At 66.1% G+C, this 15,004-nt stretch carries 12 protein-coding genes; 8 read left to right on the plus strand and 4 right to left on the minus strand.

The window, feature by feature from the left end:
* Window positions 1–12: 12 nt before the first annotated feature.
* Window positions 13–1,179, minus strand: coding sequence for a (E)-4-hydroxy-3-methylbut-2-enyl-diphosphate synthase (ispG, locus tag VT03_RS09260; RefSeq protein ID WP_075097023.1), 1,167 nt, complete (start codon window positions 1,177–1,179; stop codon window positions 13–15).
* Window positions 1,180–1,461: 282 nt separating this feature from the next.
* Between ispG and VT03_RS09265 the strand changes: the two genes are divergently transcribed.
* The 3 genes from VT03_RS09265 to murG all read left to right on the plus strand — a co-directional run bounded on the left by VT03_RS09265 (window position 1,462) and on the right by murG (window position 3,887).
* Window positions 1,462–1,797, plus strand: a complete 336-nt coding sequence (locus VT03_RS09265; protein ID WP_075092720.1) for an ArsR/SmtB family transcription factor — start codon at window positions 1,462–1,464, stop codon at window positions 1,795–1,797.
* A 345-nt stretch (window positions 1,798–2,142) separates the two neighbouring features.
* The gene (wrbA, locus tag VT03_RS09270; protein WP_075092721.1) at window positions 2,143–2,751 is read left to right on the plus strand and encodes an NAD(P)H:quinone oxidoreductase; all 609 of its coding nucleotides are present in this window, start codon (window positions 2,143–2,145) and stop codon (window positions 2,749–2,751) included.
* Window positions 2,752–2,792: 41 nt separating this feature from the next.
* Entirely contained in the window at window positions 2,793–3,887 is a 1,095-nt protein-coding gene (murG, locus tag VT03_RS09275) for an undecaprenyldiphospho-muramoylpentapeptide beta-N-acetylglucosaminyltransferase (protein ID WP_075092722.1), read from the plus strand.
* Between the two features lie 21 nt (window positions 3,888–3,908).
* Here the strand turns inward: murG and VT03_RS35065 are convergent, their stop codons facing one another.
* Complete coding sequence (locus tag VT03_RS35065; protein ID WP_075092723.1) at window positions 3,909–4,763, minus strand: hypothetical protein; 855 nt, start codon at window positions 4,761–4,763, stop codon at window positions 3,909–3,911.
* A gap of 271 nt (window positions 4,764–5,034) precedes the next feature.
* On the opposite strand from VT03_RS35065, the gene VT03_RS09285 reads away from it, so the two are divergent.
* Window positions 5,035–5,769 carry an alpha/beta hydrolase gene (locus VT03_RS09285; RefSeq protein ID WP_075097024.1) on the plus strand — a complete coding sequence of 245 codons (735 nt, stop codon included), beginning with the start codon at window positions 5,035–5,037 and terminating at the stop codon, window positions 5,767–5,769.
* A gap of 19 nt (window positions 5,770–5,788) precedes the next feature.
* On the opposite strand, the gene VT03_RS09290 is transcribed toward VT03_RS09285, so the two are convergent.
* Window positions 5,789–8,116 carry an SLC13 family permease gene (locus VT03_RS09290; RefSeq protein ID WP_082846073.1) on the minus strand — a complete coding sequence of 776 codons (2,328 nt, stop codon included), beginning with the start codon at window positions 8,114–8,116 and terminating at the stop codon, window positions 5,789–5,791.
* 178 nt (window positions 8,117–8,294) lie between these two features.
* Complete coding sequence (locus VT03_RS09295) at window positions 8,295–8,747, minus strand: RrF2 family transcriptional regulator (protein WP_075092724.1); 453 nt, start codon at window positions 8,745–8,747, stop codon at window positions 8,295–8,297.
* A gap of 631 nt (window positions 8,748–9,378) precedes the next feature.
* On the opposite strand from VT03_RS09295, the gene VT03_RS09300 reads away from it, so the two are divergent.
* The 4 genes from VT03_RS09300 to VT03_RS09315 all read left to right on the plus strand — a co-directional run bounded on the left by VT03_RS09300 (window position 9,379) and on the right by VT03_RS09315 (window position 14,791).
* Window positions 9,379–10,728, plus strand: a complete 1,350-nt coding sequence (locus VT03_RS09300; RefSeq protein ID WP_231870633.1) for a DUF1080 domain-containing protein — start codon at window positions 9,379–9,381, stop codon at window positions 10,726–10,728.
* Window positions 10,729–11,210: 482 nt separating this feature from the next.
* Complete coding sequence (floA, locus tag VT03_RS09305; protein ID WP_075097027.1) at window positions 11,211–12,269, plus strand: flotillin-like protein FloA; 1,059 nt, start codon at window positions 11,211–11,213, stop codon at window positions 12,267–12,269.
* A gap of 162 nt (window positions 12,270–12,431) precedes the next feature.
* Window positions 12,432–13,154, plus strand: a complete 723-nt coding sequence (locus tag VT03_RS09310) for a hypothetical protein (protein ID WP_075092725.1) — start codon at window positions 12,432–12,434, stop codon at window positions 13,152–13,154.
* A 197-nt stretch (window positions 13,155–13,351) separates the two neighbouring features.
* On the plus strand, window positions 13,352–14,791 hold the full coding sequence (locus VT03_RS09315) for a serine/threonine-protein kinase (protein ID WP_082846075.1): 1,440 nt from the start codon (window positions 13,352–13,354) through the stop codon (window positions 14,789–14,791).
* Window positions 14,792–15,004: the final 213 nt, after the last annotated feature.

The raw sequence follows: 15,004 nt of genomic DNA on the forward strand, positions 1-15,004 counted from the left end.
GCCTCCGCCGCCTCACCGCGCTCCTGCCGTCGCGGCACCCTTCTCCACCAGCAGACGGTCGAGCTCGCTCTTCAGTCGGGGAAGAATCTCCTCGTAGCTGTAAGCTCCCAGCTCCAGCGGCCCCTTCTTGAGATTCACGAAGTTCGGCCCGCACCACAGGCCGAGATCCGCGTCGTCGGTCTCCCCGGGGCCGTTCACCCGGCAGCCCATGACGGCGATCGTGACCGCATGGTCCTTAGCGTACGCCGCCATCTCTTTGACCTGCGCCGCCAAGTCGATGAACGCCTCGTTCTCGACTCGCGAGCAGCTCGGACAGCTGATGATGTTGAGGACGTTGAGGCCGTAGTCGACGACGCTCCGGACCCGTCCCGCCGCGATGTCGTCCAGGATCTTCCGCCCAGCGACGATCTCTTCGCTCTTGCGGGCGTTCGGCACCGTGAGCGAGACCCGGATCGTGTCCCCGATCCCGCGGCTGATGAGCTGCTCGAAAGCGATCCGGGTCTTGATGATCCCGTCCGGCGGCATCCCGGCCTCGGTCACCCCCAGGTGCAGCGGCACGTCCGGACGCTGCTCGGCAAAGCGGCGGTTGACCTCGATCACGTTCCGCGGATCGGAGTCCTTGAGCGAGACCGCGTACCGGGTGAACCCCAGCGAGTCGAGCAGTTCGCAGTGCTCGAAGGCGCTCGCTAGCATCGGGCCGATCGAATCGTCGGCGGCGAACTTTTCCTTCTTGTCCGGATCGACCGAGCCGCAGTTCACGCCGACCCGCATCGCACAGTCGTGCTCCGTCGCCACGTCAACGAGATACTTTACCTTGTCCTGCCAAGGCTTCTCGCGCTCGTGGTGGTAAAGGTGGCCGGGGTTGTAGCGGATCTTGGCGATCGACGGGGCGACCACCTCCGCCATCCGGTAGTTCTCCTGCAGGTCGACCGCCAGATTCGCCTCGATCCGCTGGGCGACCTCCCGCAGCGCGTCGGCGTCCTTGCGGCTGTCGACGGCGACCCGGATGACATCCGCCCCCGCCTCGACCAGGTCGCGGATCTGTCCGACGGTCGCCTCGATGTTCTGCGTGTGGGTGGCCGTCATGCTCTGGACGGCAATCGGGTTCCCGCCGCCGATCGTGACAGAGCCGATACGAACCGAACGGGTCGGGTTGCGGGCAATCTCTCGCGTATTCACCAAGGTCGTCCTGGGGGAGCTGAAGCAGACATCCTCTGTCCGCGGTTCATCATACGGATTCACGCTCAATTGTCCCAATCCGCACACCTTGACGTATCAACAGTCGCAAATAGGACTCTCCGAACGGAATAGCGAGACGAAACGTCCGCGGGAGGGGCGGTTTCTTTCCGCCCACGAGAATTCCGTGTTTCTCAGGACAAAATGTCGCCGAGTCCTCTTCTGCGGTGCAAAATTTCGCCCCAGGACTCTCGGGGTGTTCACGGTCAATGCAGGTGCTTCCCCGTGTCTCAAGACGGATACCACGTCTGGAACAAGACCGTCGAGCAACTCAAAGCGCTTGCGGACCCGCTCCGGATTCGACTGGTTCAAGAACTTGTTGCTGGCCCACGGACGGTGACGGAGCTCGCCATCCAGTACGAGATGGATATCGGCGGGTTGTCCCACCATCTTGGTGTTTTATTTCGCGTCGGTCTCGTTGACCGTACCCGTCAAGGTCGATTCGTCGAGTATCGCGTCGCCGTCCCGTTCGATGTGGATCGCGGTCAGGTTCTTCGGCTCAAGTTGGATCGGCTGACGGTCGAGCTCGAACTCGCCCCGGGGGCCGGCAAACCCGCCTGATTCGCTCCGTCGCTCTGCCGATGGTTCGGGCTGGCGCCCGCGGGACGGTGCGCGACCGGTCAGGATGGTATGGATGCAGCCAGATTGGCTCCGACGCTGCCGGATCCTTTTCTTGAATACGACGGTTTCCGCTGTACGGGCACGCAACTTGGAAGCAGGTCGGCCGGGCACAGCGGCGGGCTTGGATGGCACGGGGCGTGCATCCATGGGGCATCCGTGCCAGAATCGGCACCCGTGTCGGAACTTCCGTTGTCCTGCTGCGTTCGTTCATCCCGGCAGGCGGGCGTTTCGATCGGTCTCACTTCGCTCATGACATCCTGAGTCGCCCGTCCGGAGGAGCACGCCATGAAGGTTCTCATCGTCTACTACAGCACGTATGGAAACGTCTACAGGATGGCGGAACTGATCGCCGAAGGCGTTTCGCACGTCTCCGGCGCCGAGCCTGTGGTCCGCCGCGTTCCCGAGCTCATTCCCGATGCCACGATCGAAGCCCGGCCCGACATGAAGGCCGGGCGGGACATGCAGAAGCATGTTCCGCTGGTCACGGTTGAAGACTTTAAGGAGGCTGGTGCGTTCGCATTCGGAACTCCGACGCGCTTCGGCAACTGCTCGGCCCAGCTCAAGAACCGCATCGACCAGCTCACCTCGCTGTGGCTCAACGGCGAGTTCGAAGGGAAGCCGGCCGGCGTATTCGTCTCCACCGGCAGCATGCACGGGGGCCAGGAGACGACGGCGCTGACGCTGATGGCTCCGCTGCTGCACCTGGGGATGGTGATCGTTGGTCTCCCGTATTCAAACCAAGAGTTGTTCACGACGACCGGCGGGGGCTCACCCTACGGCCCAGGGCATCTGGCGGGGGGCGACAACAAGCGTGACATCGACGAGAATGAGGCGGCCCTCTGCCGGGCCTTCGGCAAGCGCCTGGCCGAAATCGGTCTGAAATTGAAGAAGTAGCGGGAACACCCGCTCTTGCCTCTGAGCCCCCATTGCCTCCCGTGCCATCCATTCTGTTCGCAGCCGGTGGTTCGGGAGGTCATGTCTCGCCGGCGCTGGCCGTGATGGAATCGCTCCAGAGACGGAATCCTCCCGTCTCGACCTCTCTGGTGACGACGGAGAAGGGGGTGGACCGCCAGCTCTCGAGCGGCGGTCTGGGTAAGGTTCTGACGATCTCCGCGGTCTCTCCCCGGGAGATCCTGCGGAAGCCGTTCCGGACGGTCCGCGCGAACTGGGGAGCCTGGACGGGGGCCCGCCGCATCTTGCGGGACGAGGCGCCGGACGTGGTCGTTGGCTGCGGCGGATACGCAAGCTTTCCGGTCTTGCTCGCCGCCCGCGCCCGCCGGATCCCGATCGTGCTGTTGGAGCAGAACGCCGTTCCCGGGCGGGTCACCCGCATTGCGGCCCGATGGTCGCGGATCGTGTGCTGCACGTTCGGGGAATCGGAGTCGTACTTCTCCGGCACCGATGTCCGCCTGACCGGGAACCCCGTTCGACGAAGCATCGCGGAGCTTCCGCCCTCGGTCGACCCGCGCCCGACGAACGGCCGTCCCGTTCTGCTCGTGTTGGGGGGGAGCCAGGGCTCACACGCGGTCAACAACGGCATGCTGGCGGTCGCCGATCACAACCCGGGCCTGCTGCGGGAGTGGGACATCGTTCACCAGACGGGTGAGACCGACCGCGAGCGTGTGGCGGAGGCCTACCGGAAGGTCGGCTGGAAGGCGGAGGTTGAAGCGTTCTTTTCCGACCTGGCGCCGCACTACGCCCGGGCAACATTGGCCGTGACGCGGGCGGGGGCGACGACCCTGGCCGAGCTGGCCTGCGTCGGCATCCCGGCGATCCTGATCCCCTACCCGCACGCCGCCGACGACCACCAGCGGGCCAACGCCCGGGTCTTTGAACGAGCGGGGGCCGGGTTTCTCGTCGACCAGGCGGACGGGCACTTCCTCGAACAGTTCGAAGCGACGCTGCACCGCGCCCTGAGCTTTACCAACCGCCTCGACCGCATGGGAGAAGCGATGCTGGGACTGGCGCGGCCTCAGGCGGCGGACGCCGTCGCCGAGGCGATCCTGTCGCTGGTCACGCAGCCAAAGTGAGGATTGAACTGGTCTCGAAGGTCAGTTCGGCCGCTGGCGAGGGGGCTTGGGACGCATCGTTCCGTGGCCGAGGGCCGTTCCCAGAGTGACGACTGGTCCCTGAGGACGCGGCGGGACGGCTCGCTGGGACGACGCCCCGCCCGTCGGGGCCACGGGCGGCTGCTGGGGAGCCGGTTGGGCGACGGGAACTTGGCGGGCGACCGGAGCCTGTTGGACCGGCGGAGCGGGGGCCGTGAAGAGCGGCGGAGGAGAAACGGGAGCGGCCGCGGGGGCAGGGGCCGGAGCGGGCGTACCGTAGTGGTTGGCTGGCAGTGGAGGCGGAACGGGGGCGGTGAAGAGGGGAGGCGGCGGCGGGGCCGGAGTGGGGGCCGGGGCCGCGGGGGGGACGAAGTTGACGAGGGCACTGCGGCGGGTCGGCACGGGGATCTGCAGGACGTCGGCGTAGGAGCGGGCGTGCTGGAGGGCGGTCGCCTGGACGGCGGCCATGCGGGCCGGGCTGTCGTGCGAGGCGCCGGCTCCGGGGGTCTGCATTTCGTCGGCGACCATCCGGAGGAAGTCGCCCGTGTGGTCAAAGCGGGCCTGGGACGCTCTTCGTCCCCCTTTCAGGAACGCCGTCTTGGCGGTGCCGGAGCGGGGAACTCCGCTCCATTCGACTGCGCTGGCGTCGAGTTCTTCGAACCATTTCTCCGCCACCAGCATCGCCAGGACCGCGAAGGAGATGAACAGCAGAGTGAAGAGCAGCAGGACGACGATCACCTGGCCGGGCTGATCCCACCCCAGCCAGTTGCAGAGTGCGTACGCGATGGCCGTCGCGAAGCCGCACAGCCAGATGAAGGACCGGGTGTGGCGGTCAATGAATTCGGTCGGGTGGGCCATGGTTCCATCCTTGGACAGGCAAGCAACCGGAACTCTAACGCGGACCGGAAAATCGAGGCAACAGGAGCTGTTTCGAGCCCGCCGGCGTGCCCGGGCCTCATTTCACAATTTTCACACACTCGCCACTCAGAGAAGACGACGTGGGAGCGAACAATGACAGGAGACGGGACGAAGATTCGCCCTGGATTCCGCACCGGCGGCCGATTGATCCCCTGCGCGCGGTTTCCTAGCTTTTCGGCCCCGGTCCGTCCTCGTGAAGCAGGTTTTGAACGTGTCGAAGTTGCGCAAGCAGACCTATGGGCCCCTTTCCTGCACCGTCGTCGACGGGACGCCGGGGACGCCGCCGGACCGGCTCGTCGTTCTCTGTCACGGATTCGGAGCCGGGGGGGACGACCTGGTGTCGCTCGCTCCGGAATTGATTCAGCGGTTCCCCGGTGAGCTGGCGTCGACGCGGTTTGTCTTTCCGGCCGCGCCGATGGACCTTCGGGAGTATGGGATTCCTGGGGGCCGGGCGTGGTGGCCGATCGACATGGTCCGTCTGCAGCAGGCGGCCGCCGCCGGGCGGCTGCGCGACCTCCGGTATGAGCATCCGCCCCGCCTTCCTGAAGTCCGGCAGGCGTTCTCGACGGCGCTGGAGGCGATGCTGGCCGATGCCGGCCTGGGGATGGACAAGACCGTGATCGGCGGGTTCTCGCAGGGGGCGATGGTGACGACGGATGCCATGCTCCACCTGGAAGTCCGGCCGGCGGGGCTGATTGTCTTCTCGGGGACGCTCCTGAGCGAAGAGGACTGGCGGGCGACCGCCGAGAAACAGGGGCTCCAGGGACTGCGGGTCGTGCAGTCCCATGGACGTCAGGATCCGGTCCTGCCGTTTTCGCTCGCCGAGGAGCTTCGGGCGATGCTCACCTCGTTCGGCGCGGAGGTCGACTGGAACCCGTTCGACGGTCCGCACACGATCAGCGGCCCGGCGCTGATGGCGGCGGGACGGCTGATCACTTCGATCTGAATCCCGGCTGTCTCGTTCCCTACTGCGGCAGCGTGAGCGACCAGAAGCACGGGATCAGGATCACGGTCAGAATCCAGCAGATCAGATCCAGCGGGATGCCGATCTTGAGGTAGTCGGAGAACTTGTACCCGCCCGGGTTCAGGACCATCAGGTTCGTCTGGTATCCGATCGGCGTCGCGAAGCCGTAGGACGAGGTGACCGCGACTGCGATCAGGAGCGGCCGGGGATCGAGTCCCGTGGCGCGGGCCGTGGCGATGGCGAGTGTCCCCATCAGGGCGGCACAGGCGTTATTGCTCAGCAGCTCCGTCAGCAGTCCCGTCAGCAGGACGATCGCGGCCAGGATCGCCAGCGGACCGTAGGGCTGCACGATTGTCAGCAGTTGGCCCGCGAGCCACTCGGCGGCGCCGCTGGAGTCGAGGGCGCGGCTCACTCCGAGGGCCGAGGCGACGAGGACCAGGACCGAGAGGTCCATCGATCGCATCGCCTCGCGGCTGGAGACGCATCCGCTGAAAATCGAGAGGGCCGCGGCGGCCATGGCGACGATCGCCGCGAGCTCGGGCTCGAACGACATCCCGATGATCACGAAGGCCAGGATCGCGAGGGCCCGCCAGGCGCGGTGGTGGACGATGGGAGCGGAGTCGTCGAGGCCGGAGACGAGGATGAAGTCCCGTGAGTTCCGCCATCGCCGGGCGAAGTCGGCGCCGGCGTCGACGAGGAGCGTGTCCCCCGACTCCAGGACGATCTTGCCGATCTTCTCCGAGAGCTTCTGTCCGCTGCGGTGGACGGCGATGATCGAGGCCTGATAGCGGGACCGGAAGTCAGCCGCTTTGACGCTCATGCCGACAAGCGGCGAACTCTGCGAGATGACCACTTCGGCGAGCTGATGGCCTGTCCGGGGGGCGGGCTTGGGTGTCGAGTCGGAGGGAGCGGCCCCCTCGGTCGCGGTGCCGGCGGCGGAGGTCGGCTCGATCTCGTGGTGCTCGACCGGATCGAGGCCGCGGATCTTCTGGACGTCGACGATCGTGCCGATGACGCCGGAGAAATAGAGAAGGTCGTTCGCCTGGACTTTCTCGCTGGGGGCGACGGGCGAGAGCAGCTCACCGGCCCGTTCGATCTGATAGAGGTAGAGGCCGGGGAGGTCGCGGAGGCCGGCCGCGCGGATCGTCTGGCCGACCCACGGGCAGTCTCCGCGGACGATCAGCTCCGCGGTGTACTCGCGGGGATGGGACTCGACGTACTCGAGGAGGTCCTTGCGGTCGGGAAGCAGCTTCTGGCCGACGGTAATCAGGAACGCCAGGCCGATGATCGTGACCGGGATGCCGACGGGGGAAAGTTCGAACATCGTCATCCCGCCGAGTCCCTGCTCGCGGAGCGTGCCGTCGACGACGAGGTTCGTGCTCGTGCCGATCAAGGTGCAGGTCCCGCCGAGGATCGAGGCGTAGGAGAGGGGGATGAGGAGCTTGGACGGGGAGGTCCGCATCTTCTTGGCGACGCTGATGAAGATCGGCAGGAAGAAGGCGACGATCGTCGTGTTGTTGAGGAACGCCGACATCGTGGCGATGGGCGTGATCAGTCGGAACAGCGGGGTGCCGGACTGGGTCCGGCCGAGCAGGTAGTGGCTGAGCGTCTCCATCCCGCCCGTTCCCTGGAGTCCCGCCCCGACGATGAACAGGGCCGCGATCGTCAGGATCGCGGGGTTGGCGAAGCCGAGGAGCGCCTGGTCGAGGGAGACGACGCCGAAGGCTACCAGGATCAGGAGCGCGGAGAGCATGATGACCTCCGCACCGAACCGTTCCTGGAGCAGGCCGAGGATGACGCCGACGAGGACGACGCAGGTCAGGACGAGATGCAGCGTGTTCCGCGTTGTGATCTCGACGCGGACCCGCTCCAGCGCGGCCCGGCCTTCGGGGGTCTTGAGCGATTCGGTGGCCGGGAGATGCGCGAGGGTCTTGCGGTCCCGCTTGCGGAGGACGTCTTCCGCGGCGGTGCGGATTTCGGGCTGCGGGTCGTCGAGCCGGGCGACGAGCTGGTTGAGTTCGATCCGGTTGCGGATTCGTTCGACGCGCGTCCGGACCGTCGGTTCGGTCACGACGGCGGTCGGGGGGAGGACTTCCAGGGCGTGCGGACCGGCGGCGATCAGCGTCTTTTCCGCGTCCCGCTGCGTCTGGATGTCGTCGGCCATCAGGCTGTCGACGGCCGCGGCGAGCGCCCCTTTGTTCTCGGTCGCTGCGGCCGCATTCGCCGCGGGGGCCGGTTCTGCGGCGTGGGCTGCGGTCGTCGAGAACGTCGTCCCGGTCCAGATGGCCAGCGCCAGGGCGGCGCGGAGGGCCAGCAGTCGATAGAGCATGAAACCTGATTCCGTCGTCGGTGATCAGTGGAACGGGAAGGGCTGGCGGGACCGGAAGCCCGGGATCGTCACGTTCGTCCCCGTTCGCTGCTCGTGCAGTCGGCGGGAACGACGATCCACCGGCGTGGAGTTTATGGGGGAAATCCCGATCGGAAAGGATCCCGACCGAACCGATTCGCTAAATGCCGTCCCCGGCGGTGAAGACTTCCTCGCGGCGGACCGGCTCACCGCGCAGGACGGAGGCGAGGGTGGCCTTGTCCATGAGCTGCGTGGTGAAGTTGCGGATATCGAGGAGGACGCGGCGGAAGCGGCAGAACGGCTCCTGCGAGCAGGGCTCATAGTCGCTGGAGGAGACGCAGCCGATGGGGGCCAGGATTCCGTCGAAGAAGCGGACGACCTGTCCCATGCTGAGCCGGTCGGGGGCGACGGCGAGTTCGAAGCCGCCGATGCGTCCCGGGATGCTGCGGACCCAGCCCTGGCTTTTGAGTTCGAGCATGATCTGCTCGAGGAACTTCTTGGGGACGTCGTTCTTTGTCGCGATTTCGCGGATCGAGATGGGACCTTCCCCGTAGCGACTTGCGAGCGCGAAGAGCGCTCGCAGGGCATAGTCGGAACGTCGGGAAAGTCGCATGGCGTGGCCATCCTCGGTCGAAGTCGGAACTTTGAAAATACACCATCCAGGTCGGAATTCGAAGCCCGGCGAGCGTCCCGCTGTCTCGAACCACGTCCTTGCCGGCGCGACTGTGCCAGCTCAAACCCGATGTGCGACGGCCGCTGGGGTCAAGGGGGTCTCACCCCCTTGCCGCCGGAGGCGCTTTTTATGAGGAACATTGGGACACGACGGGTGTCCCCTTTGTAGAAGAAAGATTCTTTCGTCCCTGACGGGACTGCTGGTCCGGAGCCACACTGCGAACCCACCATTGAAATGGTGGGCTATTTTCGGCCGTCCCTGGCGGGACTTCCTGGGGCCTGTTGTGGTTCGGTTGCCGGTTCGCGAGCCACGCGGGTTGGTGAGGGGGCATACGGCACGTTGTCCGCGCTTGGACACGCGCTCCTTCAGACATCTCTCGACGGCCAGGCCTCCGGCGGGCAAGAGGGCGTTGCCCCCTTGCATCCCCCACCAGGGTGCCCCTGGACCCGGTTGAATTCTGTCATGGATCGTCCGCCCTTTGGTCCGCGAGGCCGTGAGTGTCCGTCCACGCCACCGCTCACTAGACTCGGCCAGGAATTCTCTCCGCTGCCATCTGGAGCCTGCGCCCGCCATGCGAACCGTCCTCTTCGCCTCCGCCCTCGGTCTTGCTTTCGCGGGATGTGCGCCGGCCCCCGCCCCCGCTCCCTCGGACAGCGCCTCGCCGGCGGCCAAAGAGGCTGCTCCCCCGGCGGCCGAGAAGACCACTCCCCCAGAAGCCCCGGCCGATCCCATGACGGCGGCCGTCGCCGCCAAGCCCGCCGCGGCGCCTGCGCCGCTGACGCCCCCTTCGACCGCGGAGTGCATCCCCTACGTCAATCCGCTCACCGCCGAAGAGATCGAGGCGGGCTGGCTGAGCCTGTTCGACGGACACACCCTCTTCGGCTGGGCCTCCAACCAGTCGGAAGTGAACTGGTCGGTGAAGGACGGGACGATCACCGCCGACTCCGGGCCGATCGGACTGCTCAATACCACCGTCCCGTTCGCGGACTTCGAATTCCGGTGCGAGTTCCGGACCGCCGAGGGGGCCAACAGCGGTGTCTTCCTGCGGACGACTGCCGATCCGAAGGACCTCAAGGCGGACTGCTACGAACTGAACATTGCCGACGAGCAGCCGGAAGGGTTTCTGACGGGCTCGATCGTCGGCTGGAAGAAGACCGACGAGCCGATCAAGGGCTCGGGGGACTGGCGGAAGTTCTCCGTTACCGCCGAGGGGAACCGCGTTCGGGTGCAGCTCGACGGCAAGGAGATCATGGACTTCACGGACGAGTCCGCCGCGCGGAAGTCGGGGCTGCTGGGGCTGCAGAAGAACAAGGGGAAGGTGGAGTTCCGGAACCTCGCGGTCAAGCCGCTCGGTATGGAGAAGCTGTTCAACGGAAAGGACACGGCGGGGTGGACGCTGGTGCCGGGGAGCAAGTCGAAGTTTGACATCGTCGATGGGGCGATTCATTGCCATGACGGTCCCGGGTTTCTGGAGACGGAGCGGGAGTTCGGGAACTTTGTTGCGCGGGTTGATGCCCAGACGCACGCGGCGGATCTCAACAGCGGGTATTTCTTCCGCGCGATGAAGGGGACGGAGAAGGACCCGTCGAACGGGTATGAGGTGCAGGTCCACAACGGGATTGAGAATGGGGATCCGTGCCGGGCGTCGAATGCGGGGACGGGGGCGATCTTCCGGCGTGTTTCGGCCCGGCGGGTGATTCCGAAGGACAAGGAGTGGTGTACGACGACGCTGGTGGCGAATGGCAACCGGATGGCGGTGTGGGTGAACGGGTATGCGGTGGTGGATTGGGAGGACACGCGGAAGCCGGATGAGAATCCGCGGAAGGGACAGCGGACGAAGGCGGGGCATATCAGTCTGCAGGGTCATGATCCGACGACGGATGTGTCGTTCCGGAATATTCAGGTCGTGGAACTGCCGTAGATGATGAATTCCCTCACCGGGTCCAGGGGCACCCTGGTCAGGGGGTGCAGGGGGCAGAATGCCTCTTGCCCGCCGGAGGCCTGGCCGTCGAGAGATATCTGAAGGAGAGCGTGTCCAAACGCGGACACCGTGCCGTATGCCCCCTCACCAACCCGCTGCGATTCCAAAGCGAGTGGTGTGATGTGAGGGAGTCCTCAACGCCAGTACCACAAAGGGGACATCCGTTGTGTACCACGGTTCCTCACCAGAGTGCCTCCGGCGGCAAGGGGTCACCCCCTTGACCCCGGCTGCCGTGGCACGTTGGGTTTGAGCTAACGCGCCGTCCTCGGCATGGACGCGGTTCACATCGCAACTTGTGCGGCCGCCGCATTTTGACTTCCCTTCCCCAGTGCCTTCCACGAAACTCGGTTGGTCCTCAAAGGACAAATCTGCGTTAGATGGGCAGACGGCTGGGGAGACTCCGGATGAGCATCACGATGAACATGTTGGCACAAGTCGGAAACGGCGGAGGCGGCAACGGCCAGGGGCCACTCTTCTGGGGCATCGTCGGGATCGTCGTCCTCGCCCTCTTCGTCTTCCTCATGGTCCTGGCCCGCTACTTCGGCCTGTGGATCCAGTCGAAAATGTCCCGGGCGGGAATCTCCCTCCCGAACCTCGTCATGATGTCGATCCGCAAGGTGAACCCGAGCGTGATCGTCCGCACCAAGATCATGGCGGTCCAGGCGGGACTCACCGAGCAATACCCGATCTCCACCCAGGCCCTCGAAGCCCACTACCTCGCGGGCGGCAACGTCCAGAACGTCATCCGGGCCCTCGTCGCCGCCCACAAGGCCGGGATCGACATGGACTGGCAGGTCGCCCAGGCGATCGACCTCGCCGGCCGCGACGTCCTCGAGGCGGTCAGGACGAGCGTGTATCCCAAGGTCATCGAGTGTCCCGATCCGCGGAAGACCGCCGGGACTCTCGACTCCGTCGCCGCCGACGGCATCCAGCTCAAGGCCCGCGCCCGCGTCACCGTGCGGACCAACATCAAGCAGCTCATCGGGGGAGCGACCGAAGAGACGATCGTCGCCCGCGTCGGCCAGGGGATCGTCCAGGCGATCGGCTCGACGAGCTCCTACAAGCTCGTCCTCGAGAACCCGGAACTGATCTCGCAGACGGTGCTGAACCAGGGACTCGAGGCCCAGACCTCCTTCGAGATCGTCTCGATCGATATCGCCGACATCGACGTCGGCGACAACATCGGCGCCCGGCTCCAGGCGGACCAGGCCGAGGCGGACATGCGGGTCGCCCAGGCCCGCGCCGAGCAGCGGCGGGCCGAGATGGCGGCGCGGGAAGTCGAGATGGTCGCCAAGACCCAGGAAAACCGCGCCGAGGTGGTCCTGGCGGAGGCCGCCATTCCCAAGGCGGTCGCCGAGGCGTTCCGGGACGGTTCGCTCGGTCTCCTGGACTACTATGAGATCAAGAACCTCCAGGCAGACACGTCGATGCGGAGCTCGATCGCCGGCGTGAAGGCGGAGGGGAATTCCGCCTCGGCGTAGCACGTTGTTGAAGAATGGATTTCGAAAGTGTCCTGCCGACACCAGCCCGAAGCGCGAGCGAGGGAATTCACGCCATGTCCCTCGCTGGCGCTTCGGGCTAGTGTGGGAGCGTAGTGCCGTCCGCTCCGCGTTTCGTTCCGTCCCGGCTGTGGGAGATCTCCCGTGACTGTCCCTGCGATCCTGGCCGCCGGCGTCGATCCGGGCGCGATCATCGCCATCATCTTCGGGCTGATCTCGTTCATCGGCTGGATCGTCAATCAGGTCAACTCGGCCCAGAAGGCTCCTCCGCCTCCCCGCAAGCGGGCGCCGCGCGACCGGAGCATCCAGGACGAGATCGACAAGTTCCTGTCGGAGCGGGAAACCCCGCCGGCCGCCGAGCAGCGCAATCGCGAGACGCCGATTCCCCGGAAGGCGCCGGAGCCCCGGCCGCAGCCCCCCCGCAAGGCCCCTGCACCGGCTCAGACGACTCGTCCGCTCCAGCAGCAGAAGCCGCGGCCCAAGGCGAACGGGAACGGGAACGGCGGCAATCGCCCGCAGCCCAAGAGCCCCCAGCCCGGCCGGACCGTTGCCGACGCACCCGCCGCCCCGATTTCCAATCGCGGACCGGCGCTCGGAGCGCAGGTGACGCAGCACCTGGCGGAGGCGATGGCGCCGCGGATTGGCCAGGCGGTGCAGCAGGACCTGCCCCATGCGGTCCAGCAGTCGGTCGATCGGCACCTGGGGAAGACCCGGACCATCAGCGGCCGTCCGGGAGGCGAGGCGGGCGGCGGCTCCGCCGCGCTGATCGTGGCGATGCTGAAGAAGCCGGAGACCGTCCGGGCGGCGATCATCCTGAACGAGGTCCTCGCCCCGCCGCCGTCGATGCGGCGGAAGCGCGTCTCCTGATCGCGGGATTCCCGGGCCGTTTCCGCGGGGGGAAGACGCTCGAAACGCGGGCTTGTTCGCGGAGTCGACCTGTCGAATCGGTCATTTCGCAGAGCGGGAGTTCGAGTGGCAAAGAATTCGCTCCGGGCCGGTTCACTCCCCTCGGTGAATCTCCTTAAGATTGCTTGGGCCCGTCCGTGAGATCTGCGCTCTCCAGTATGTCTCTGACTGTCGAAGACCTGTCGAACTCCATCGCCCGCCTGAAGTTGCTCTCGGATGCCGAGCTGCTGCAGGCCCGGTCCGCGGTCCGGACCGAGGACGCCGGTGAGTTCCTCGATTACCTCGTCCGACGCCAGATGCTGACCGACTTCCAGGCGGACCGCCTGAAAGGGGGGGAGCATGACATCCTCGTCGTCGGCGGGTGCAAGCTCTTGTATCGAAATGCGTCGGGCAGTTTCGCGCGGCTGTATCGCGCCTGCTCGATGTCCGACGGGAGCATGGTGGGGATCAAGCTCCTGCGGGAGCGGTGGGCCAAGGACGCCGATTTCGTCCGCCTGTTCCACCGGGAAGGGGAGATCGGCCAGAAGCTGAAGCACCCCAACATCGTCCCGATCTACCGCTGCGGGACGGACCGCCAGTACCACTACCTGGCGATGGAATTTGTGGAAGGGGGGAACCTCCGGGACTTCCTGAAGATCCGCAAGAAGCTGGTGCCGCTGGAAGCCTGCAAGTACGCCCTGCAGCTGGCGAGCGGGCTGGAGTACGCGCTGCGGTTCGGGTTTACGCACCGGGATCTGAAGCCGACGAACGTCCTGATGAGCAGCACGGGGGTGGTGAAGCTCATCGACTTCGGGCTGGCGGCGGACGATTCGCTGCTGAACCGGGCCGGGACCGACCTGCAGCAGGCGGTCGAGTATTCCACGCTGGAGAAGGGGTCGGGAGCGCCGACGAACGATCCGCGGAGCGACCTCTTCTTTCTGGGGACGATCCTGTACGAGATGCTGACGGGACAGAAGCCCTACGCGAGCACGAAGGACCGCGAGGAGCGGAAGCGTTTTGGCCGGTATCGGGACATTCCGTTCGTGACTTCGATCGACCGCCACATTCCGCCGGATGTCGCGACGGTCGTCGACAACCTGCTGCAGATCAATCCGGCGATGCGGTATCAGACGCCGGGGCTGGTGGTGGCGGCGTTGCAGAAGGCGATTGTGTCGTTGGGAGGGCCGGCCGGCGGGGCGGATGCGGCTTCGTCCGAAGGGGGCGGTGAGGGGAGTGCGGCGCGGAGTCCGACGGTGTTGATTGTGGAGAACCGTCCCAAGCAGCAGGACATGCTTCGCGATTATCTGTCGAACCGGGGTTACCGGGTGCTGATGTTGAGTGATGTGGACCGTGCGATGTCGCGGTTGAAGAATCAGCCGCCGGATTGTCTGGTGCTGGTGGGCGAGGTGGTGGGGGACCGGATCGTTTCGGACTTCAAGACGGCGGCGGATGATTTGTTGGCGACGAAGCCGGCGGTGGTGGCGTTGTTGTCGGAGAAGCAGGTGGGGTTGCAGGATGGGTTGTCGCCGAATTCGGCGCGGACGCAGGTGCTGGTGCAGCCGGTGACGTTGCGGGAGTTGCGGCGCCGGATTCAGCAGAGTCTGGAAGCCAGAACCTAGCGCCGCCCCAACTGGCCCAACTCACCGGGCTCCAGGGGGTACCCCTGGTGGGGAGTGCAGAGGGGCAACGCCCCTTTGCCCGCCGGAGGCCCTCTCGTCTCGATCTCTCTGAAGGAGCGAGTGTCCAAGCGCGGACTCCGTGCCGGATGCCCCCACATCAACCCGCTGGGAGTGCGGGGCGAGCGGTGAGTGCTCAACGGCGGTCCCACAAAG

The organism is Planctomyces sp. SH-PL14 (assembly GCF_001610835.1).
Classification (GTDB): Bacteria; Planctomycetota; Planctomycetia; order Planctomycetales; family Planctomycetaceae; genus Planctomyces_A.